26 protein-coding genes are annotated in these 22966 nt (G+C 37.4%); 4 read left to right on the forward strand and 22 right to left on the reverse strand.

Annotation, left to right across the window (positions count from 1 at the left end):
• Positions 1–121: 121 nt before the first annotated feature.
• The 10 genes from fin to veg all read right to left on the reverse strand — a co-directional run bounded on the left by fin (position 122) and on the right by veg (position 7470).
• A complete protein-coding gene (fin, locus tag KI338_RS13895) occupies positions 122–352 on the reverse strand; it encodes an anti-sigma-F factor Fin (protein ID WP_212921623.1) in 231 nt (76 codons plus the stop codon).
• An 85-nt stretch (positions 353–437) separates the two neighbouring features.
• A complete protein-coding gene (gene pth / locus KI338_RS13900) occupies positions 438–1004 on the reverse strand; it encodes an aminoacyl-tRNA hydrolase (protein WP_212921624.1) in 567 nt (188 codons plus the stop codon).
• 197 nt (positions 1005–1201) lie between these two features.
• Positions 1202–1873, reverse strand: a complete 672-nt coding sequence (locus KI338_RS13905; protein ID WP_306345318.1) for a 50S ribosomal protein L25/general stress protein Ctc — start codon at positions 1871–1873, stop codon at positions 1202–1204.
• Between the two features lie 80 nt (positions 1874–1953).
• Entirely contained in the window at positions 1954–2904 is a 951-nt protein-coding gene (locus KI338_RS13910) for a ribose-phosphate diphosphokinase (RefSeq protein ID WP_280530758.1), read from the reverse strand.
• 14 nt (positions 2905–2918) lie between these two features.
• Positions 2919–4304 carry a bifunctional UDP-N-acetylglucosamine diphosphorylase/glucosamine-1-phosphate N-acetyltransferase GlmU gene (gene glmU / locus KI338_RS13915; RefSeq protein WP_212921625.1) on the reverse strand — a complete coding sequence of 462 codons (1386 nt, stop codon included), beginning with the start codon at positions 4302–4304 and terminating at the stop codon, positions 2919–2921.
• Between the two features lie 226 nt (positions 4305–4530).
• Positions 4531–4818, reverse strand: a complete 288-nt coding sequence (spoVG, locus tag KI338_RS13920) for a septation regulator SpoVG (protein WP_047980716.1) — start codon at positions 4816–4818, stop codon at positions 4531–4533.
• Positions 4819–4969: 151 nt separating this feature from the next.
• Positions 4970–5782, reverse strand: coding sequence for a pur operon repressor (gene purR / locus KI338_RS13925; RefSeq protein WP_212921626.1), 813 nt, complete (start codon positions 5780–5782; stop codon positions 4970–4972).
• A 65-nt stretch (positions 5783–5847) separates the two neighbouring features.
• A complete protein-coding gene (gene ispE / locus KI338_RS13930) occupies positions 5848–6699 on the reverse strand; it encodes a 4-(cytidine 5'-diphospho)-2-C-methyl-D-erythritol kinase (RefSeq protein WP_212921627.1) in 852 nt (283 codons plus the stop codon).
• Between the two features lie 196 nt (positions 6700–6895).
• The gene (locus tag KI338_RS13935) at positions 6896–7069 is read right to left on the reverse strand and encodes a small, acid-soluble spore protein, alpha/beta type (RefSeq protein ID WP_212921628.1); all 174 of its coding nucleotides are present in this window, start codon (positions 7067–7069) and stop codon (positions 6896–6898) included.
• Positions 7070–7203: 134 nt separating this feature from the next.
• Positions 7204–7470, reverse strand: coding sequence for a biofilm formation stimulator Veg (veg, locus tag KI338_RS13940; RefSeq protein ID WP_212921629.1), 267 nt, complete (start codon positions 7468–7470; stop codon positions 7204–7206).
• A gap of 334 nt (positions 7471–7804) precedes the next feature.
• On the opposite strand from veg, the gene KI338_RS13945 reads away from it, so the two are divergent.
• Complete coding sequence (locus KI338_RS13945) at positions 7805–8800, forward strand: aminoglycoside phosphotransferase family protein (protein WP_306345319.1); 996 nt, start codon at positions 7805–7807, stop codon at positions 8798–8800.
• Positions 8801–8869: 69 nt separating this feature from the next.
• Here the strand turns inward: KI338_RS13945 and KI338_RS13950 are convergent, their stop codons facing one another.
• The 3 genes from KI338_RS13950 to KI338_RS13960 are packed head-to-tail and all read right to left on the reverse strand — an operon-like array spanning position 8870 to position 10963.
• Complete coding sequence (locus KI338_RS13950; protein WP_212921630.1) at positions 8870–9484, reverse strand: DUF2306 domain-containing protein; 615 nt, start codon at positions 9482–9484, stop codon at positions 8870–8872.
• 24 nt (positions 9485–9508) lie between these two features.
• Positions 9509–9943, reverse strand: coding sequence for a DUF2269 family protein (locus tag KI338_RS13955; protein WP_212921631.1), 435 nt, complete (start codon positions 9941–9943; stop codon positions 9509–9511).
• A 15-nt stretch (positions 9944–9958) separates the two neighbouring features.
• Positions 9959–10963 (reverse strand): DJ-1/PfpI family protein, encoded by a 1005-nt coding sequence (locus KI338_RS13960; RefSeq protein ID WP_212921632.1) that lies wholly within the window; start codon positions 10961–10963, stop codon positions 9959–9961.
• A gap of 225 nt (positions 10964–11188) precedes the next feature.
• Between KI338_RS13960 and KI338_RS13965 the strand changes: the two genes are divergently transcribed.
• Both KI338_RS13965 and KI338_RS13970 read left to right on the forward strand, forming a co-directional pair.
• On the forward strand, positions 11189–11872 hold the full coding sequence (locus tag KI338_RS13965; RefSeq protein WP_212921633.1) for a response regulator transcription factor: 684 nt from the start codon (positions 11189–11191) through the stop codon (positions 11870–11872).
• A gap of 1 nt (position 11873) precedes the next feature.
• Positions 11874–13202: a HAMP domain-containing sensor histidine kinase gene (locus tag KI338_RS13970; protein WP_212921634.1), complete on the forward strand. Its 1329-nt coding sequence runs from the start codon at positions 11874–11876 to the stop codon at positions 13200–13202.
• Between the two features lie 226 nt (positions 13203–13428).
• Here KI338_RS13970 and yabG read toward each other — a convergent pair whose 3' ends face one another.
• The 6 genes from yabG to metG form a co-directional block, all read right to left on the reverse strand.
• Positions 13429–14325: a sporulation peptidase YabG gene (gene yabG, locus KI338_RS13975; protein ID WP_212921635.1), complete on the reverse strand. Its 897-nt coding sequence runs from the start codon at positions 14323–14325 to the stop codon at positions 13429–13431.
• A gap of 117 nt (positions 14326–14442) precedes the next feature.
• Positions 14443–15327, reverse strand: a complete 885-nt coding sequence (gene rsmA, locus KI338_RS13980; RefSeq protein ID WP_212921636.1) for a 16S rRNA (adenine(1518)-N(6)/adenine(1519)-N(6))-dimethyltransferase RsmA — start codon at positions 15325–15327, stop codon at positions 14443–14445.
• Entirely contained in the window at positions 15320–15886 is a 567-nt protein-coding gene (gene rnmV / locus KI338_RS13985; protein WP_212921637.1) for a ribonuclease M5, read from the reverse strand. The genes rsmA and rnmV overlap by 8 nt, the downstream gene beginning before the upstream one ends.
• Positions 15887–15958: 72 nt before the next feature.
• Positions 15959–17140: a resuscitation-promoting factor gene (locus tag KI338_RS13990; RefSeq protein WP_212921638.1), complete on the reverse strand. Its 1182-nt coding sequence runs from the start codon at positions 17138–17140 to the stop codon at positions 15959–15961.
• A gap of 237 nt (positions 17141–17377) precedes the next feature.
• Positions 17378–18148 (reverse strand): TatD family hydrolase, encoded by a 771-nt coding sequence (locus KI338_RS13995; protein ID WP_212921639.1) that lies wholly within the window; start codon positions 18146–18148, stop codon positions 17378–17380.
• A gap of 127 nt (positions 18149–18275) precedes the next feature.
• On the reverse strand, positions 18276–20219 hold the full coding sequence (metG, locus tag KI338_RS14000) for a methionine--tRNA ligase (protein ID WP_212921640.1): 1944 nt from the start codon (positions 20217–20219) through the stop codon (positions 18276–18278).
• Between the two features lie 363 nt (positions 20220–20582).
• Between metG and abrB the strand changes: the two genes are divergently transcribed.
• A complete protein-coding gene (abrB, locus tag KI338_RS14005) occupies positions 20583–20858 on the forward strand; it encodes a transition state genes transcriptional regulator AbrB (RefSeq protein WP_212921641.1) in 276 nt (91 codons plus the stop codon).
• Between the two features lie 83 nt (positions 20859–20941).
• Here the strand turns inward: abrB and rsmI are convergent, their stop codons facing one another.
• The 3 genes from rsmI to KI338_RS14020 are packed head-to-tail and all read right to left on the reverse strand — an operon-like array spanning position 20942 to position 22821.
• Positions 20942–21817: a 16S rRNA (cytidine(1402)-2'-O)-methyltransferase gene (rsmI, locus tag KI338_RS14010; RefSeq protein ID WP_212921642.1), complete on the reverse strand. Its 876-nt coding sequence runs from the start codon at positions 21815–21817 to the stop codon at positions 20942–20944.
• Complete coding sequence (locus KI338_RS14015; protein WP_212921643.1) at positions 21795–22088, reverse strand: GIY-YIG nuclease family protein; 294 nt, start codon at positions 22086–22088, stop codon at positions 21795–21797. Before KI338_RS14015 ends, rsmI begins: the two co-directional genes overlap by 23 nt.
• Positions 22081–22821, reverse strand: coding sequence for a tRNA1(Val) (adenine(37)-N6)-methyltransferase (locus KI338_RS14020; protein ID WP_212921644.1), 741 nt, complete (start codon positions 22819–22821; stop codon positions 22081–22083). The genes KI338_RS14015 and KI338_RS14020 overlap by 8 nt, the downstream gene beginning before the upstream one ends.
• Between the last annotated feature and the right edge of the window lie 145 nt (positions 22822–22966).

A 22966-nucleotide genomic window follows, 5' to 3' on the forward strand; every position in this document is an offset into this window, starting at 1 on the left:
TATGCTGCTACTCCTCTAACTAAAGATGTCTACTAAACTGATTAGCATGCTCTTTAAAACTATTATAATAAGCGCAAAAATGCCTTGGTTTAAGCAACCAAAGCTTTTTACTTCTATCTCATTACTGTATAAAATAATCTAATTCATGATATTCCGGATGATGTCCTAACGACTCCTCGCAATTTTCGCAAATCGCTTGAATGTGAACATCCCCATTTGAATTATAGTGAATCATTTCTTTTTTTTCCTCATTTGTTAGCTTATTCCAACCAAGAGCATTGGTATCAACCATTGTCTCATTAATTTCACCGATTACATGCCCGCAATGTCTACATGTATAGACAATTGACATTTCAAAAACCTCCTCGGATAAACATGAACGATTAGTTATTAGGTTTATCCGAAAAGGAACAATTTATACGATGATTACTGAAATTCTATTCCTTATTGTTAAATTCATTCATTACTTCCTCAAATGGCGTCTCTAACCATCTAACACAGGCATCAGCTGCCTTTTCAACACTTTCTTGTACCATTGATTGCTGATCATCCGGAAAAGTACCAAGAACATAATCAACAACTGGTTGGGAATTAGTTGGACGACCTATTCCGATACGAATTCGCTTAAAGTCCTTTGTGCCAAGGTGATCAATAATGGAACGAATTCCATTATGTCCCCCATGACCACCCTTTTGACGTAATCGTATTTTTCCTGGAGGTAAATCTAAATCGTCATAGATTATAAGAACATCTTCTAAATCAATATTAAAGTAATCCATAAGTGGTCGAAGTGATTCGCCGGAGAGATTCATATAGGTTTGTGGTTTTAACAATAAAATCTTCTCACCGTTAATAGTTTCGATAGCATACTTACCTTTAAATTTATCTTTATTTAGCTGAAAATTATTCCGCGTTACTAGTTCATCAATCACCATAAAGCCTATATTATGTCTAGTAGACTCGTATTTTACTCCTGGATTTCCTAATCCAACAATACATTTCATCCTAAATCTTCCTTTTTCAAAATATGATGTGTATCAAAAGCACCCTATTATATAACCAATAATTTGCTAATCCGTGAAACATAGGGCTAGCAACCTTGGATTTCATTCACATTCTTTGAAAATACAATAATCCCTCCATATAAAGAGATATATATGGAGGGTTCTCTTATTTATGCTTTACATTATTATGTCATCTGTTAGTCTGCATTTGCATCTGTCTGTGCTTCACCAGTAAATTCAGGCTCTGCGCTCGTTTCCTCTGTACCTTCCATATCAGCATTTGTATTAGGTGCAAGGATACTTGCAATAACCGTATCTTTATCCTCTAATACTTGATATGCTGCTGACTTTGGAATTTCTGCTACAGAGACAATATCTCCAATGCTATGTGTTGAGATATCAATGGTAATTTCGCTTGGAATATCTGTTGGTTTAGCACGAACCTGTACCTCAAATAGTGGCTGTTGAACAACACCATTCTCAGGCTCCCCAATTAGTCGCACCGGGACAGCAGTATCCATTTCTTGTTCCATGTTCAAAACAAAGAAATCCGCATGTATTACCTGACCCTTAATTTTATCAGTCTGATATTCGTGTAGCATAACATTGACAGGAGCTTCTCCCTCAATGTTCAATGAGATAATGGCATTTTTACCTTCATCTCGTACAGTTTTCATAAGTTCCATACCATCAACTGCTATTGATTTAGATTCCTTTTCTTTTCCGTAGACGACACTTGGGACTTGTCCACTTTTTCTGAGCTTTTTAGTTGCCGACTTTGCATGATCTTCTCGTTTCATTGCTTTTAAGGTTACTGACATCATAATCATCCCTTTCAAATTAGTAAAACTAGAGTCATCCACTGTCACAAACTTTCTCGTATGAAATTTTTATCTAATTCAACCTTTGCATCTATAGTATGTTTACCCTAATCGAACTTCATTAAACATTAATCAAATAAAATACTAACGGATTGTTGTTCATGTACTCGAATGATTGCTTCACCAATTAGTGCTGCAACAGATAGCTGTGTGATTTTATCAATCATCTTATCCTTAGGCAATGGGATAGAATTTGTAATGACCAATTCCTTAATATTGGAGTTTTCAATACGTTCAATTGCTGGTCCTGATAGAACAGGGTGTGTACAACAAGCGTATACCTCTTTCGCACCGTTTTCAACTAACGCATTAGCTGCTAAGGTAATCGTTCCAGCAGTATCAATAATATCATCAATTAGGATGGCTGTTTTTCCTTCTACATTCCCAATAATATTCATAACCTCTGCCACATTTGGACGTGGTCTTCTCTTATCAATAATACCAATAGGCGCCTTCAATCGATCAGCCATTTTTCTTGCTCGTGTTACACCACCGTGATCTGGAGAAACAATGATAATATCATCGAAATTTTTTGCCTCAAAGTAATCTGATAATAGAGGAACTCCCTGTAAGTGATCAATAGGACGATCGAAAAATCCTTGAATTTGCGGAGCATGTAAATCTAATGTTATTACTCGGTCAGCACCAGCGGTTTCAATTAAATCAGCTACTAATTTCGCTGTAATTGGTTCCCTAGCACGTGCTTTTCGGTCCTGTCTCGCATACCCATAATATGGCATGACAACATTAATGGTTTTAGCTGATGCACGTTTTAGGGCATCTAGCATAATTAATAACTCCATAAGATGCTGGTTTACGGGTGAACTTGTTGATTGAACAACATATACATCACAGCCACGTACACTTTCTTCAATGTTAATCTGTACTTCCCCATCACTAAATGTCGTTACCGTACACTTCCCTAGTGAAATCCCTATATGGTCGGCAATTTCCTCGGCTAATTTTAGGTTCGAATTTAGTGAAAAAACCTTCATGTTTGAATTCTGGTATTGAGACATGAACTTACCCTCCGTTAATTTTTATCCTTAAGTCTGTTCTTTATTCTTGTAGCATAGCCTTCCTTATTCGCCTGTCTTGCACGTGCTACAGACAATGCATCTGCTGGTACATCCTTGGTAATTGTAGAACCTGCAGCAACATATGATCCTTTTCCAATTGTTACAGGAGCAATTAAATTTGAATTACAGCCAATAAATGCATCATCTTCAATGGTAGTTAAGTGTTTGTTTTTACCATCATAGTTCACTGTTATTGTACCACATCCGATGTTCACATTGCTCCCAACTTGCGCATCTCCGATATAGCTTAGATGAGAAACCTTACTTCCAACACCAAGTTCGGATTTTTTAATTTCTACAAAGTTACCGATCTTCACCTCATCAGCTATCACTGCATCTGGGCGAATATGAGCGAAAGGTCCTATTTTAACGCGCTCACCGATTTTACTATCTGTGGCCACACTTTGTTTAATAACGGTATCCTTACCAACCTCACAATTTACGATTTCACTGTTAGGACCAATTATTGCATTTTCACGAATAATAGAGGGACCAGAAATCATCGTTCCTGGGTAAATGACAACATCTGATTCAATTACAACATCAGTCTCAATATAAGTATTATCTGGATCGATAATGGTAACACCATTACGCATATGCATTTCATTGATACGACGCTTCATAAGCTTTTCTGCTTGCGCTAGTGCTAATCGATCATTGACACCTAATGTCTCATCGAAATCTGGGCATAAAAATGCCATAACCTTTTCCGATTTCTTTTTCAGTATTTCAATAACATCTGTTAAATAATATTCACCTTGAGCATTTTCATTTGTGACACTTCTTAATGCCTCAAATAATACTTCATTATCAAAGCAATAAGTGCCTGTATTAATCTCATCTACTAAGAGCTCTTCCGGACTCGCATCTTTTTGTTCGACAATCCGCTCTACCTCATGATTAGCATTTCGAATAACTCTTCCGTAACCATACGGTTTTTCAGCCTTAGCAGTTAATATGGTAGCCTTGGATCCTTCTTTTTCGTGAAATTCTACAAGCTTATGAAAGGTTTCTTCAGAAATGAGTGGTGTATCCCCACATACTACGATGGTAGTACCTTTTTTATCTTGTAATAATTCCTCAGCCTGCATCACTGCATGTCCAGTTCCAAGCTGTTCCTCTTGAAGCACATACTCGGACGTCTCACCAAGCTGCTCTTTTACTTTATCAGAGCCATAGCCTACTACAGTTACAATCTCCTCTAGTCCTACAGCTTTAACATGTTCCAACACATGCTGCACCATTGGTTTTCCTAAAACAGGATGCAGTACTTTATAGAGCTTTGATTTCATTCTTGTTCCTTGTCCAGCGGCAAGGATGATAGCATATCTCTTTGTCACGAGGAAATCCTCCAATACCTTAATTAGTGAGTAATTGCATTATATGCTTTCCATTTCCATTTTGACTATATCTCAAAAAACTGATGATTTCAACCGAAAGCAATAGGAGAAATGCTTATTTAATATATGTAAATGAGTCAATTTGTGGAAAAAACGGGGAAACAAAAAAAGAAGGCTAATCTTAAGGAGATTAGACCTCTAAGTTGTGTTGAAAAGGGTTTCATTTTTAGGAAGCGCCAGCCTCCTCATATTCCACTTCTTCACCCGCACGGCGATATTCTTCTAATACTGCATCTTGAATCTTAGAACGTGTATTAGAGTTTATCGGATGTGCGATATCTCTGAATTCACCATCAGGAGTTCGTTTAGAAGGCATTGCCACGAATAATCCATTATTTCCGTCGATAACTCGGATATCATGAACTACGAATTCCTGATCTAACGTAATAGATGCGATTGCACGCATTCTACCTTCCGTATTAACACGGCGTAATCTTACGTCAGTTACTTCCATGCTGTTTCACCACCTTTTCGTCTATAAGTTAATGTAAGTAATTCTACAAAAAATGTAAAAATCCTGCCTAGAATTGAAAAAAGTTTAATTATTTTCACAAAAACAAAAAAATAAGACCCTTTCTGTAAAAAAAGATCTTATTGCACATAATCTATTCAATGAAATTTCCTAATTGTACCGAGATGAAATTTTGCTTAATATCAACATTAGATATCTTCACTAAAGATGTATAATGATTAACAATTCGTTCCTCTTCTTCATCATCCGCTTCAGCAAGCACCCCAATAGCTCTTACATTTGCATCAAATTCCTTTAGCAGGCTTACCATTCCATTGATTGTTCCTCCTGCTTTCATGAAGTCGTCAATAATACAAACGTTAGAGCCCTCTGCTAAACTACGCTTCGGTAAAACCATGGTTTGAATTTTTCTTGAGGATCCCGAAACATAATTGATGCTGACCGATGATCCTTCTGTAACCTTAGGGTCCCTTCTTACAATGACAACCGGAACGTTTAAAAAGGAAGCAACCGCATAGGCTAGCGGAATTCCCTTCGTAGCAACTGTTACAACGACATCAATTTCCAAGTCGGAAAACTTAGATGCAAAAATACGCCCTATTTCCCGTACCGTACTGGGCTCTCCTAATATATCACTCATATACAAATATCCTCCTGGAAGGATACGATTGGGGTCCATTAATCGTTCACATAGCTTTTTAACAAACGCTATACCATTATTTCGCGAAGACTCAGGGATATACATCACACCACCTGCAGATCCAGCCGTTCGTTTTAAATAACCTAGACCCTCATCTTGAAATAGCTGGTCAATAATATCCAAGTCTTCACTGATAGATGCTTTAGCCGCATTATATTTTTCCGAAAACGAAGGTAAATTTTTATGTACTCTTGGATTTTCTAGAAAAAAGTTGGTCAAAGCAACTAACCGCCCGCTTCTCTTCATGCCTTCACCTCGAAAACCGAATTTTCTTATCTTAACTTAACACCATTATATGACTTTAGCAAGGGCTAGCCAATCAAACGAACCAAATATACCTCTTCACAAAAACCTTTCATGCTATTATAAATTCTCTGTGCTTTCGTTTCCTGTTCAACCAATCCGTAAACCGTCGGACCACTTCCACTCATTAAAACTCCCCTTGCCCCAGCAAGCATCATTTTTTCTTTGATTCGTTGAACCTCTGGGTGAAGAGAAATTGTAATGGGTTCTAATGCATTACCAATCATTTCACAAAGCATTGCAAAATTTTTATTATATAACGCCTGAACAACACCTTCTGTATTCGGGTGAATAATCTCGTCCATTTTCACTCGTTGAAAAACGGTTCGAGTAGATACCCCAATATCCGGTTTAGCCAAAATTACCCAGAAAGGTGGTGGTGAAGGTAATGGTTCAATAATTTCACCATACCCCTTCGCCATTCCAGTTGACCCGTAAACGCAAAATGGAATGTCCGAGCCTAATGTTGCCCCAAGCGCCGCCAGCTCTGCTGTAGGAATATTCATTTTCCATAATTTATTTAGTCCTCTTAAGACTGCGGCAGCATCCGTACTTCCGCCCCCCAAACCAGCTGATACAGGAATGACCTTTTCAATTTTTATATGTACACCCTTTGTTATATTATATTTTGTCTTAAAGGCCTTCGCTGCCTTATAAGCCAAATTCCGCTCATCATTTGGTACATACCGGCTCCATAAGGAAACCTCAATACGATCTTCCTGTATGGTATTCAACTCAATTCGGTCTGCTAAATCAACGGTCGTCATGATCATTTCGACATCATGATAACCATCATTCCGCTTTCCTAACACATCAAGAGAAAGGTTGATTTTAGCAGGTGCTTTTTCAAAATGAGTCATCTCCGTCACCTACTTTTTTCATGTATGGAAATTGTAACATATATTAAAAAAAGGTGGAAGCGACTGAGAGTATTGTATTTTTTGGGTGTGGTTATTTAGGTTTATTTTGAGAGCACACTCCCGAATCTTGAGTTCACTGTCCATTGGGCGCATATTTCGAGATCATCCCTCCTCACAAAAATACAGAGCAGACCGATTATGGTCTCCTCTGCATATTTTGCTCGGCTATTTCAATTGCACGCTTAACCATGTTCCCGGCATCCCTTGCCTTTATTCCGCCCCAGCCTTCTTTTTGCACAGTGTCGTAAAAGCCTAACTCTTTAGCAATTTCTTCTTTCAATTGGTCTGACATTATTCCACGTCTACCCATGAAAGAACAACCCCTTTCTGTTATAACTTGTTACGACATGCTTAGTTTTTACTATTTGTTCAGTCTATAACCAAGTAACTATTTGGAGGGTAAGGAAATAAAAGACAAAAAATAAGGACCAGTTCACCTTTAGGCTACTGGTCCATTACTACTGATTTTGTATTTTCATCATTGAAGTTAAGTTCTACTGTTTCTGTAAGAACGTCTGCGTAACTATATGACACACGTTCAAAAGCATTTTCTTCTTGGTCGAGTTCTACAATAAATACAGAAGGATACGTTTCAGCTAATACTCCCGATCTTTCTATCGTCTTCCTTCTGCCTCCGTTAGCTTTTAACGTCAGCCTTTTTCCAATCTGACCTTCAAGACCTTGTTTTATTTCAATTAAAGTTTTAGCCAATTCACTCCACCTCACTGTATTTTAACTATATCATAAGCTTGTATAAAAGTCAAATAAAATTTATATTATATCAATATTTGTTTTTCGATGTCAACAACTAAAATTACCCTATTGATGTTATTATGACAAATTGTTAACAAAATATGTATTTTATTTTTAAACTTTTTCTTTTTCGTGTCTTCTGCCAATGCGACAATCTTAATAAGGTTCATTACCATAACTTATATTCTTAACCCTTTTTTCTAATTCAATTAAATGTCATGCTGATTGGTTAAAGATATTTATTATGAAATCACTTTATCTTACATAGTACGAAATCTATAATGAAAGGAGGATGGTCGACTCAATTAAAAGGCTTTCTATTGAGTATTTAACGAAGGAAGTGAACGATATGGATAACCTTAAAACGATACTAACGAACCACTATGATATAGACATGGTTAATTATCGCAAGCAGCAAGGTGGATGGGCTGCTTTAGCTTATGAGGTGTCCGATGAAACAAAGAAATATTTTCTCAAAGCATACGAAAAAAGTAGAGCCTCTACTCCAAAATTAACAAAACGAATCGAACAATATGTTCCTATATTGATTTGGCTAAATAATAATAGTAATTTGCAGGGAAAAATTCCCACACCTTACCTAACTAATACAGGGATATATCTATGTGAAGACGAGGATAATATTTATTTACTATACGATTATATTGAGGGAGAAACCATTGGCGACAAGGAATTAACGGGTAGTCAAATTCAGCAGCTGACATATTTGATATCAGAACTACATGTTTATGGAGAAGATATACCCTTTGATACGAATGCAATAAAAGAAGACTATCATGTTCCTTTTTTAGAGCCTTTACGAAGCATAGTGGACAATAGAAATGCAAATGTTTCCATTGACGTTAGAAAACTGATCACCATGTATCGCTATGTGCTAAAGGAAACGATTGACAGGGTTGAAATACTATCAGAGCTATTAAAAACTAAAAATGGAAGGCTGGCCTTATGTCATACTGATTTGCATTACTGGAATTTAATGCAATCAGCGCAATTAATGTTAATCGATTGGGAAGGATTAAAATTAGCTCCTGTTGAAGCTGATATGATGTTCCTAGTCGACAAACCATATTTTGAAGCGTTCTTAAGTAAATACCAAAAAAGACATCCTCATTATTCGCTTGATCAGGATGCCTTGGAGTTTTATCAAAAAAGAAGAAGACTTGAGGACATATGGGAATTTACTGAACAGCTTTTGTATGATAATCCAGATAGTCAGGAACGTGTTACAGTGATCGATTATTTAAAAGAAGAACTAAAGTCGTTGGGTTAATAAAGACTCTTCACTCTCTAAAAGCTAGAGGAAGCGTCTTTTTACCTTTTGCAATTCAGAGGGATATTCTTATAAGAATATCTTTTTTCTAATCAAAATTTCTGCAATGAATAGATTAAGAAACCAGCATGACCACACCGCAATCGTGTAGGAAATTCCATAGGGTACATTCATAATTGTATGGGTAATGAGCACAATAATATAAATTGTCATATTGGCAAAGGAGAGAAAGAAGCTTCGAGTCATCCACTTACTATGTACAATTACTCTTTTCCGTTTAATATTCCAATAACCCATCATTGTCGTTCCAAGCCATAATGTATTTAAGATATGAAACCCTATTGTGCTAAGCCACCCTCCTGTTGCAAAGAAGGAGACATAGAATCCTGGAATAAAATTCAACATAATAAACAAGACGTATAATCGTCCATTCCAACGATGAAAGTTCATTGCGTTAACTCGTATTTTCTTCAATATTCCTAATGGCCCGGTAAGAAGGGATAGAATAGCTAGCAAAATATGAATACGAATCATAATTACCCATAAGGATTCATTTGATAAAATGTCATCCTTCTTCAATATAAATTTTTCAAATGTAGGATCAACCATGAAATTCTTTGAAAAAGTATGGAATACCCACATAATCGGAATAATGAGGACCATGATGAGCGTAAATTTTTTCATTCCATTTATTCCTCCATTGACTTATTAATAAAATAAACTACGATTTGTCATGATAAAAATAGCAGCAATAATGAATAAGCTAATTAACCATGCAAATCTTTTTAACGTTAACCTATGATTAGCTACTAGCTCCTCTGGATTCTCTGATCCAATAATCCTTTTCATGTTTTTTTGAATCATTCCCACCATGCCACCAATCATCAAAAGTAGTAAAATTGCTACTACTAACCATAATTTAGAAGGGTATGATCGATAAGCCATTATCATCCACCCTCCTGAAATGGTTAAAAAAATCAATGCATAATGCCCACTTCGAGTAAAATTCAAAACCGTTCTTATAATAGCCTTTAACTCATCCCCTGTTCTAGAAAACAACGTATTCATCACGAAGGGTAAAGCAAGAAAGGTTCCTAAAACTAAAGAACTTAGTACGTGGACAAATAGTAAAATCGAATACATCCTTCCCACACTCCTTTATGAAATACGATGTCCACTTAATTTGGATGATGGAAGCATTCCAGCTTTTGCAACCCCATGCATTTCATTTCCATCTACAGTGACGGTAAACTTTAACGTGAGATGCATGGGCTTTGTCACTTTCATGGTCCACTTTAAGGTATTTCCTTCTAATACGGGGTTATCTAACGTTACTAGTTCCTTGCCTTGCCTTGCTGTTCCAACTATCCGCCCATTTTCCGCTGATAAATGGAGTAATACGGATAATTTTCCAATAGGAGTAGAAATGGTGGTATCCCATACCCCTTGAAAATCGATTAATTCGTTTATTTGGTTTGATGATTCTAAAATAGGTGCTTCGAGGGAATCCTCTTTTTGGCTCTCATTCGGTGCATTTCCTTCTGCCCTCCAAATGGTTCCTCTTCGCTCGTATTCAAACAATTGCTCCACAGCATGTGCAATACGAGGACCCAGCTCTCGTTCCACTAAATAAAGGGCAAGATCTAGTCCTGAAGTGACACCACCTCCAGTAATGAGATCACCATCATCTACCACCCGTGCATGAATAGCGTTAGCACCAGTTGTGCTCAAAAGATCCATTCCCATATGATGTGAAACTGCATAACGTCCCTCTAGTAATCCGATCATTGCTAGGATAAGAGAGCCTCCACAAACAGTGGAAAGCAAGATGTCAGGATTGTGAAATGCCTCTGTTAGTAGATCGCTTAATTCCGTCTCTGTTGCTCGTTGTAGTTTAACTGGTATAGCGTCTGGATCATTTGCATCTACTGAACCAGATGCACCTGGGACAAGAATGATGCCACCTGATTGTGTAACTAATTTTTCACTTGCTCTTAGCTTCAGCTGATTTACTCCACTTGTCACCATTCGTTCCCCTTCAGCTGAGACAAGTTTAACGGTAACTTCTTCCTTTGCGTACATAGCTGCTGCAGTAAAAACTTCATAAGGTGCTATTGCATCTAATAAATCAAACCCATCGAACAATATAATTTGAACATGCATGCACAAGACCTCCGTATTGTTATCGATTTTTTAGTAGATTTCTTAAAAAGAGAATTCGTAGTTCCAAGGTAAAGAATAAGCATGAAGTATCTCAAATGAAGTTACATAAATATCACAAAACAATCACAATCCATCACAAAACGTACGTCCAACCTTGTTCCTAATTAGAAAAGTGATAAACTAAAGTTGATTCTAGTAGGCTTGTAGAAAAAAGGTGGGTTACGAATGACGGGAAACCAAACAGTTCTTGTTGTAGATGATGACAAGAGTATTGTCGAGCTATTACAGGATTTCCTTGAGAATGATGGATTTGATGTAAAAACGGCATACAGAGCTACTCAGGCATTGGATGTTCTAAAGCGAGAAATGATACAGTGTATTGTTCTAGACATTATGATGCCAGAACAAAATGGGTTTGATTTATGCCGACAAATTCGCGAGGAGAGCGATGTCCCTATCCTTTTTTTGAGTGCCCGAAGTGACGATGTGGATAAAATTCGAGGTTTTGCACTTGGAGGAGATGATTATATCGTCAAAACAGCTTCACCTGCTGAAATCGTAGCAAGAGTAAAGGCAGTATTACGCAGATCAAGTTCACAAGACTTTAATAGAAGGATATTAAATTATGGTCGTCTTACCATCGATATCTCCATGAGGGAAGTTTTCATCGAAGGTAAAAGTATCTCCCTGACACCGAAAGAATATGACTTATTACAATTATTTGCGAAACATCCGAAATTTGTTTTCTCATATGAACAACTACTTGATAAATTTTGGGAGGGAGTAGGCGATAAGCATACTGTTCGGGTACATATTAGTCGCCTTCGAGAGAAAATAGAAGCAGATCCTAATCATCCAGTATTCATCGTAAACGAATGGGGTATAGGTTATCGCTTTAAAGGAGAGTAAGATGAGAACGATACGAATCCGAACACTTACGATATATTGTATATTTCTTACGTTGCTCGTACCATGGTTGTTTTTTTTACCTGCTCACTTTATTACAACAAAGCAGCTCCATATCGATATGGATGATCTACAGAAGGAGCAGCTGGAAGACACGATTCATCTCGTAGATGAAAATACACATAACTGGACGAACCCTAATTGGCAACGCCAATTTAAACACCATTTACAACAAATGAACATGGATGTATCCATTCAATCTCAGTCAAATCAGGTTATTTTTCAATCCACATCCAAACCTAACAAACCATTTATGAAAACAGAACATTTCTCCGTCATACAGGATGGGGAACTGTTAGGTAGGGTGACAATATCGTATACAAACTCTAGAATAATTCCAATGATTGCCGCTATCGGTGGACTGATTCTCTCCATTATCATCATTGCATGTGTCGTACGATTCTATATTCTGAAGCCACTGGAAAGGCTGAGCTATTGTGCAAGGCAAATAGCAGAGGGAGATCTGGATGTGAACTTACCTAAATCATTCATTAAGGAAGTCGCTGATGTCAATGAGGGATTTAGCGTTATGGTAAAAGGGTTAAAAGAGGCGTTTCAGAAACAAGCAGCGTTAGAGGAAGAACGTCGTTTCGTTATTGCTGCTGTTGCCCATGACTTACGAACGCCATTATTCGCTTTACGTGGTTATTTAGCTGGACTTGATCAGGGCATTGCGGATTCACCGGAAAAGAGAGCAAAGTATATCGCTGTATGCAAAGAAAAGTCGCAGCAGCTCGATTGCCTAGTAGAAGACCTGTTCACCTATACAAAAACGGACTACCAAGAAATGAAGCTGAAGAAATCGACTGTTTACCTTACACAGTTAATACAACTTTCCATTGAAAATCTTACCCCAAATGCTCAAGAGAAGAATATTTCTATTGTCTTGAATAAGTCGGAGGATGATGGAAATATCTTCGGGGATTCCCACTTGCTAGGTAGAGCAATTAATAATTTAATGGACAATGCGGTAAGGCATACACCTTTTGGTGGTAATATTTTTGTTCATAGTTATCAAGCTGATGGCAAACACATATTTACTTTACGTGATACAGGGGAAGGCTTCTCCACGGAGGAGCTGAAGCGAGCATTTGAACCCTTATATCGGGGAGAAGTATCGAGAAACCGCCATACTGGAGGAAGTGGGTTAGGATTAACGATCGCACAACGGATTATTAGGCATCACGGCGGGGACATCGTCTTAAAAAATCACCCTGAGGGCGGTGCGATTGTTACAGGTTGGATACCTTTGGACCCCAAATTGCCATCATAATTCCGATAACCTTTATGCGGTATAAGGAAAAAGTGGCTTTTCTAGACTCCTTAGAAGGGGGGCAAGCGATTACTTCACTTTTTGTATATTTTTAGCGGTCCACAAGAACGGGGACAAAATGAGGAAGGTATACTTGTAGAAATATTCAGAGGAGCATGCAATTAGTTAGTTATATGATAATAGAACCCGACTAGCCACGATGGCCTGTCGAGCTCTATTCCACTGTCTATTCTTTGGTAGGGGGCTCACTGGAATCGGGTTCACCTTCCTCTGTTAAATACGGAAGTCCAGTACGCATTAGTCCTCGGGTTTCAACTCCCCCCATGCCCTTTTCACCAGTTAATGTATTACGGAGTGCATCCCATACACTTACCTTCTCCATAAATGGTGTATAGGCGACTTTAGCTGCTATATACACGGGATCTAAAGCGTGGATATTAATTCGAAGTGGTGAGCTTGCGAAGTTTGCCCCAGCTCGAATTAAGGATTCAAAGTGAGATTGACATGCACCTGCAAAAATAACAAGCTGGTCTAAGTGAGGTATTCGTTTCCTTGCCTCACGGACCGTTTCAGCAAAATATTTTGAATGCCTGTAGGCACGTATGTCATCCTTTGATCCTTTACTTTTAGAAAATGAATCATGGCCAGTAATGACAATAATATCGGGCTGAATTTTTTCTAGTAGTGTAACGATTTGAAATGGCATTTCTTTTTCATTTACATGAACCCCATGTACCTGTAAACCTAAGCGTTGGTATAATGCGATACATTTTCTTAAGTATATTGGGTCACCATCTAAATGCAATACCTTTGCAGGCAATTGGAAGTAATCGGCATATTGATAGCCATCCGTTGATTGGAAATCTCGTTTCTCCTTCATTAGCTGATAATCCTGACGGAAGAGACGATAGGAAAATTCCTCTTTTTCCTTTCCCTCCTTCCTTCTATTCTGTAATTCCCTTTCCTCCACCTTCACTAAGTCATCTAATGGTGCATCTGCTTCCAAACGAATATCTTCACCATGTAAGATAGCTTTTTCTTGGGTAATCGATGATATGCGAAATAATAAATCATGATTATAGGATTTTCTGGTTACTAATTCACCTGCTACTCTGCGTTCCATATATCCACCTCACAGCTTTCAAAGGCTAGAAAGCATTCTACCCTATAGCGTATGAGTACCATGCCTAATACGTGCTTTAAAGCAATATAAAAAGCGAATGGTTTCGTAATCCATCCGCTACGCTTCATTTTGTTGATTATAGAAGGCATTTGCCAGCACACTAAATTCTTTCATATCAAGGGATTCCCCGCGCCTTGTTCCATCAATACCAATTGAATCTAAGATAGCATTTATTTTTTCCTTTTCGAACATACCTTTAAAATGGCTTGTTAAGTTATTTCTTAACGTTTTCCTTCTCTGTGCAAAACACGCCTGCACAAGTGTGAAAAAGTAATCTTCATCCTCCACGAAGACTGGAGGCTCTTCCCTAGCAACGAGTCTTAAGATACTCGAGTCTACATTTGGCTGTGGCATAAATACTGTTTTAGGTACATTCATGACCACTTTAGCTTCTGTATAATATTGAACAGCAATCGATAAAGACCCATAGCTTTTCGTATTAGGTGATGCTGCCATACGGTCAGCAACTTCCTTTTGAATCATTACTGTTATACTATCGACTGGTAGCCTTTCCCGCAAAAGCTTCATTAAAATTGGGGTCGTAATATAATAAGGCAAATTTGCTACGATATGAATGGTTTGATCGGTGGAGAAATTTTCCCTTATAATCTCATGTACATTAGCCTTTAATATATCTTCATGGATAATTTGAACATTTTCATAATCATGAAGTGTTTCCTCTAAAATCGGTAATAGGCGTCCATCTATTTCAAAAGCAACTACCTTGCTCGAATGAATCGCTAATTGCTCTGTTAATGCGCCAATCCCTGGACCAATTTCAATGGTTCCTGATTGCTTGTCAATTCCCGCATGGTTGATGATGTTTTGCAAAACATTCACATCGACTAAGAAATTCTGGCCAAGGCTTTTTTTGAAGGTAAATTGATAAGTTTGTAAAATTTCTTTTGTACGATTTGGTGTTGCAATATACTTCTTATCCATGAATGTCCTCCTGCTCTATTGTAAGCATTGCCTCTTCAAATTGCTCTTTCGTAATTTGAAACATCATTAGACGCTTTAATAGCTGTTTTCCATTAGTATGTCCGATTTGTAATAGCTCCCCTAGTTTTTCTCGCTTTCGACTTGCACCAGGTCCACCGATAAGCTGGTGATGTATTAAATCCTCTTTTGTAATGTTGATTTGTTCCAGATTTGCTAATTCATGCACATCTTCTAGCGCCTGTCTAATTGCTTCCACCGTCGCATGTTCTATTCCTAAGCTTTTATTGTTCGGATGCTTTGCTCTTGCTTTATCCTTTGTTAAAAAAGCATGCTTACATCCAGGTACAGCCTGATCAATGATATGTCGAATTCGTTCGCCAGGATAATCAGGGTCCGTGAAAATAATTACACCACGTTTTTCCTTTGCATGTTTAATTTGCTGCAAGGTCTTTTGATTAATAGCAGAACCATTTGTTTCAATTGTATCAGCATCAACAGCTTGCTTGATTTTTGCTGTATCATCTTTTCCTTCTACAACAATTATTTCTTTTATCCTCAAGAATTGTTCCTCACTTTGTCAAAAATAAAATATGCTCTTACCACTATAACATGGTAAGAGCATGAATTTCATTTAATCTAGAATAATTACTTTAACTTTTCTTACTCCCCACTTGTAAGCATCTGCTTTTGTTGGGACATGTATATCGATTCGATTGCCTTTGATATGACCACCTGTATCTCCAGCAATAGCTTCCCCATAGCCCTCAACCCAAACTCTTGTTCCAAGTGGAATAACACTTGGGTCTACGGCAATTAATTTTGTGTTAGGGTTCGCCTTTAAATTTATTCCAGTAGCAGTATTTCCTGAGCATCCATTACAATAAGCAGTAAATGCACTTGCTGTCATTGTAAACTCTCTCCCACCACTACTAGAAAGCGCTACTAGGTTTTTTGATTCCTTGGTGCCTACGACAACAATGCGGTTTTCACTTTCTTTTGTAACTTTTTCTTTTAGTAGTTCCCGCTTAACTTCTTTACCATTTTCATATGTCACTTCATAGGTTTTTAGCACGGCTCCGTCTGAACCTGATGCAAGGACCTTTTCACTGCCTTTTTCTAGAGAACTATCTTTACGAGTTTCTGTTTTAAAAGCAATAGTGTCCTTTACTTCTTCTGTCTTTTTCTCAATTCGAACGATGGAGATCGTACTGTCCTTTTGAACGGTCTTTTCTATTTCTGGTTCTACTTTATCAAGCTCTGTTAGTACAATATTATTCTTCTTTAACAGTTCTTCTACAGTGCCGCCAGTTGACCAGGCTTTTACCTTTTTACCACCATCATCAATCGTTACCTCAAAAGCTTGATGAATCGTTAATGTTATATCATCGTTTATAGCTCCTGTTAACGAATGAGAAATGTCATCACGATCAGTGATAGAAATATTATTCTCTTTTAGAAACGCTTCAACAGTATCAGCAACTGTATAATACATCTTCTTGTTTCCATCAATTGAAAGCATTACTTTGTTGGCTTTTTTATATGCTATTTCCATTCCATTTATAATTTTAGTATTTATATCATGTGAAATGAAATCGTGATCTCCTACTGTAATACCTACTTCTTCAAGCAATTCCTTAATCGTATCGGCATGGGTGTCAATAGTCCTAACTTCTCCATTTTCTGAAAATACTACTTCTCGCTCGGTTGCCTGAAAGATTAGTATAGTAGTAAATGTAGCTAGTGCTGCGATGCCGATACATGACATAACCAGCTTCCGTCTCGAGGCCGGCAATAGCTTTGAAAGAATTCGCATGCATCTTGCCTCCTTATTCGAATTGATTATATAGACACTATTATGTAAAAGTAAATGGTAATAGGATTACGGTCTCTTTACAATTTGGTTACAATGGGTAATTCAACCATAATATTCCAACCCGTTTAAAAGCTGAGAACGCTTGCTACTACTAGAACGGTAGAACTATTACAAAAGCAAAAAGACTAGAATTTTTTTCTAGTCTTTTTTATCTATAATTAGTATCTTTTTTACTTTTTAGCGATTAATTTGAAATAGTTTAAAGGCATTTTCAGTTGTTTTTTTACTCAATTCTTCTAAAGAAATACCCCTTAATTCTGCTATTTTTTCTGCCACTAGTTTAACATAAGATGGCTCATTTCGTTTTCCCCGATTTGGATGTGGAGCTAAATATGGTGCATCTGTTTCCACTAATAAACGATCGATCGGGACTTCTACAGCTACCTCCTTCGGTAAAGGCGCATTTTTAAAGGTTACTGGTCCTCCCAATGAAATATAGAAGTTCATATCCAGACACTGCTGTACATATTGTACGGAATCATTATAGCAGTGCATAATTCCTCCCACCTCGGATGCCCCTTCTTCCTCAAGTATCTGAAGAATATCTTCTGTTGCTTCTCGATTATGAATGATAATTGGCATGTTAACTTTTTTTGCTAGCTGAATTTGTTTCCGAAATACTTCCTTTTGGACATCCTTTGGGGACTTATCCCAATGATAGTCAAGCCCCATTTCACCAATAGCGACAACCTTTGGATGATGTGATAATTCCTCTATCCAAGCTAAATCCTCATCGGTCATATCAACCGCATCTACAGGATGCCAACCGACCGCCGCGTAAATCGTATCGTATTGCTCGGCAATTTCGATGGCAAGTGGAATGGTCTCTCGATCAAAGCCAACAACTACCATATACTGTACACCATTGGCAAATGCACGATGAATTACTTCGTCACGATCTTCGATAAATTGTGTTGCATTCATATGAACATGTGTGTCAAAAAGCATCGTAATTATCCTTTCTACTTAGAAAATCATAGGGATGCCAAAGCTTGAGCATCCGTTCATGTTAAAACCTTTAAAAAAGGTCAGAATTCTACATTTGTAGATACTGACCTCTTTTGTTTTTCTATCCTTATTTTACAATAGATCCATTTGGTAGTGATTCTTCGACAGTTGCTAGAGAAAGCTTGCCGTTCTCATCCTCACCAGATAAAATCATACCCTCTGAAAGCTCGCCACGTAATTTTACAGGTTTTAAGTTTGTCACACAGATAACTTTTTTTCCTACCATTTCTTCCGGTGTATAAAATTTCGCGATACCGGAGATAACCTGACGTTTTTCTGTTCCTAGATCAAGCTGTAATTTTAGTAGTTTATCTGCTTTTTCCATTTTTTCCGCATGAATAACCTCTGCTACGCGCATATCTAGCTTCATAAAGTCGTCATAGACTATTTCTGCTTTCTTATCTTCGGTTGTTTTTTCTTCTACTTTTGGTCCTTGCATCATCGCTTTGATTGCTGCTACTTCTTCTTTGACATCTAGTCGTGGGAACAGTGGGCTACCTTTTACTACAGCCGTCCCTGCTTTAATTTGCCCTAGTTTATAGACACTATCCCATTCTTTTAAGGCGTCCTCTTGAATACCTAGTTGTCTAAATATTTCAGCTGGTGACTCGGTTAAAAATGGTTGTAGCATAACAGCGACAATACGTAAGGAATCTGCTAAATGGGCCATTACATTACCAAGTCTATCTTTATTTGCCTCATCCTTCGCAAGCACCCATGGCTGTGTCTCATCAATATATTTATTCGTTCTACTAATTAATGACCAAATGGTAGAGAGTGCGACAGAAAACTGCATGTCTTCAAGTGCTTCTTCTACCTGTGTAATCGATTCTTTAATAGTAGCTTCAAGGGATTGATCTACCTCGGTCTCGCCAAGCTGATACGCTGGTAACTTTCCATCAAAGTACTTCTCAATCATTGCTACCGTACGATTAAGCAGGTTCCCTAAATCATTCGCTAAGTCAAAATTTGTCCGCTCTACAAAACCTTCTGGAGTAAATACACCATCAGATCCAAATGGTACCTCACGAAGCAAATAATAACGTAAGGCATCTAAACCATAACGATCAATAAGGCTTACTGGATCGACAACATTCCCCTTTGATTTAGACATTTTTCCATCTTTCATTAAGATCCATCCATGAGCAAATACCTTTTTCGGTAATGGTAAATCTAAAGCCATTAACATGATTGGCCAATAAATCGTATGGAAACGAACGATTTCCTTACTCATTAAATGAACATCTGCTGGCCAATATTTCCTAAACTTCTCATCATTCTCTGTTCCATAGCCGAGTGCAGTAATATAATTACTTAATGCATCAATCCATACATAAATAACATGCTTCGGGTTACCAGGTACCTTGATACCCCAATCAAATGTCGTACGAGAAACGGCCAAGTCCTCTAAACCCGGCTTGATAAAGTTATTTAACATTTCATTTTTACGGCTTTCAGGCTGTATAAATTCTGGATGCTCGTCATAATATTTTACAAGGCGGTCTACATATTTACTCATTTTAAAGAAGTAGGATTCTTCCTTCACCATTTCTACCTTACCGCCACAGTCAGGACAATGTCCATCTACTAATTGCCGCTCCGTAAAGAAGGATTCATCAGAGGTACAGTACCAGCCCTCATATTCGTCTAAATAGATATCCCCCTGCTTAACCAATTGATCAAAAATCTTGGCAACTACCTTTGTATGACGTTCCTGTGTTGTCCGGATAAAATCGTCATTTGTTATTTTGAGCTTTTTCCATAAATCTTGAATACCACTTACAATCTCATCCACATATTCCTGTGGCGTAACGCCTTTTTCTTCTGCTTTACGTTGAATTTTTTGACCATGCTCGTCCGTACCTGTTAAATACATGACATCATAGCCACGCATACGCTTATAACGTGAAATAGCATCCCCTGCAACAGTAGAGTACGCATGCCCTATATGTAATTTACCACTAGGATAATAAATAGGTGTTGTAATATAAAAAGTTTTCTTCTCACCCATTCTATTACCTCCTCGTCATATTTGATGATTCAATGATTCTTCTATTGTATCTATTTTAACAATAGATTTCCATATTTGTTTATTAGAAAGGCTCTTTCATGCAATTATTCTCCGAATTCTCTATTGTTAATCCCTCCCTTTTTTATAAAAACGATTGGAAAATATTATTGAATTTATAAGAAAATGGTTTAGTTCTATCGTATAAGGGGTAAGAAAAGAATGTTATTCATAAAATTTTCCTATTATTTCTTGTTTTTTCTGAATATAATTGACGATAATAGGATATTTTTGCTAATATTAAGCAAAAGAAATGTCGAAAAGTGACGATTTATGTGTGAATTATTAGGAGGAGGGGAAAGTATTATGAAATCAACTGGCATTGTTAGAAAAGTAGATGAGTTGGGAAGAGTCGTAATTCCAATAGAGTTACGACGGACATTGGACATAAACATTAAAGATCCATTAGAAATTTACGTTGACAATGACAAGGTCATATTAAAGAAGTATCAACCAAATATGGCCTGTCAAATTACTGGTGAATCCTCTGATGAGAATATCGCATTGGCAGACGGTAAAATTGTTTTAAGTCCAGAGGGCGCCAAGCTTCTCATACAAGAAATTCAATCACGTTTTAAATAAGCTATGAAAAAAAGTTATGAAAAACATAAAAAAAGGCCAAACTGAATAGATTTGGCTCTTTTTTTACGTTTTTCAGGAAAATTTTACTCTTTTATGTGATAGCTTTGATATACGTCACGCTTTGGTAAGCCTCTATCCTTAGCAACCTGTTTAATAGCATCCTTACTAGATAGACCTTTTTCGTTCATATAATATTCAACATGCTCCACTACAGTTAAACCATCCCACCAATTATCTTCTATATTTATTGGCTCTTCAGAACTACCTTCTACTACAATACAGAATTCACCTTTTAGCTCTTGGTCCTCAGCCCAACCTACCAGCTCTTCCACTGTACCTCGAACAAATTCCTCAAATCGCTTTGTCAATTCACGAGCAATAGCGATTCTCCTATTTCCCAGTGTTTTAGAAATTGTCCTTAACGTATCCTTTATTCGATAAGGGGATTCGTAAAATAATAGAGTCGCTTTCAACCTACCTAGACGGTCAAGCTCAGCCTCCTTATCTTTTTGTTTTCTCGGCAAAAATCCATAGAATAGAAATTCCTTACTAGATAACCCTGAACCAACTAACGCACATAAGGCTGCATTTGCTCCAGGTAAAACAACAACAGAATATTGATGCTGGATAGCTGCTTCTACGATCTCAAACCCTGGGTCTGAGATTGCCGGCATGCCTGCATCACTAACAATAGCAATCGATTCTCCATTTGCTAACCGTTCTAACAGTTGCTTTTCCCTTTCCAGTTTATTGTGCTCATGATAACTAAGAAGTGGTGTAGCTATTTCAAAATGATTCAGTAGCTTTTTCGTATTTCTAGTATCTTCTGCAGCAATTACAGAGACTGTTTGTAAGGTAGAAAGAGCACGATGGGTTATATCCTCTAAATTTCCTATCGGTGTTGGAACCACATATAACGTTCCTTCTTCTCGCGGCTCAAAGCTCTTTTGAATCAGCATAATGCATAACCTCTTTCAATTTATCACGTATTAATTGAAACTTACCTTTTCTTGTTAATTGCTTAATTTCATATTCTCGCTTCATTGCAGCTTCCTTTGTTGGATATCTTTCTACAAACATCACTTGAAAGGGGCCTCGACCACGTGTATATTTAGCACCTTTTCCAGACTCATGCATTTTTAGGCGATGCTCAAGATCATTCGTGTAACCTGTATATAGCGTGTTATCATTGCATTTTAAGATATAGACAGTATGTTCTTCCTCAGTCATAAATAATCTCCTTTGCTTCATCTGTATAGGTTCCATCGTCCTTATAGATAATTAATGGTGGTAGGATATGTAAATCTGCTTTCCCATCACGAATTCCCTCTATTAATAGCATATTCGCTTCACGTCCTTTTTTTGGATAGACAAGACGTAAACGCTTGGGCTCAATTTTATGTTCTCTAAATGTCATTATGATATCGACAAGTCTACCTGGGCGATGTACCATAGCGACCTTACCACCTGGTTTCACATATAATTTACATGCCTTCACCGCATCCTCTAAGGTACAATATAGCTCATGTCTCGCAATGGTTAAGTACTCATTTTGATTATACTCCGTACGCTGAGGTGTTTTAAAATAAGGTGGATTACAGGTTACTGTATCAAAGCTACTATGCTGAAGCTGATCCTTTAAATTACGGATATCACCATGTATCATCGTTATTTTCTCTGTTAAATCATTTAGTTCAATACTGCGCTTTGCCATACTTATGATACGGTCCTGAATTTCTACTCCAATAATCGATGCTCTTGTATGTCTTGAAAGCAAGAGTGGAATTGCCCCATTCCCACTACATAGGTCTAATATAGACCCTCTACTTATTGGTATAGACGCAAAATTTGCTAATAATACGGCATCAAGGGAAAAGGAGAAGGCAGTAGGACTTTGAATAATTTGTAAGCTTTCATCTGCGACTAGATAGTCTAGTCGTTCATCATCATATAGTTGAACCATGGAAATTCCCTTTCTTATTGATTTTCAACATTATTTTATTTAATTATCTAAAGCAATACTCATAGATAGTTGCTTCGGCCAAACCCGTGGTCCGAATACACTCCGCTAATTTTGGCTATGTGACTGTTTTAACAAAAAGATATGG

The organism is Ornithinibacillus bavariensis (genome assembly GCF_018333235.1).
Classification (GTDB): domain Bacteria; phylum Bacillota; class Bacilli; order Bacillales; family Amphibacillaceae; genus Ornithinibacillus; species Ornithinibacillus bavariensis.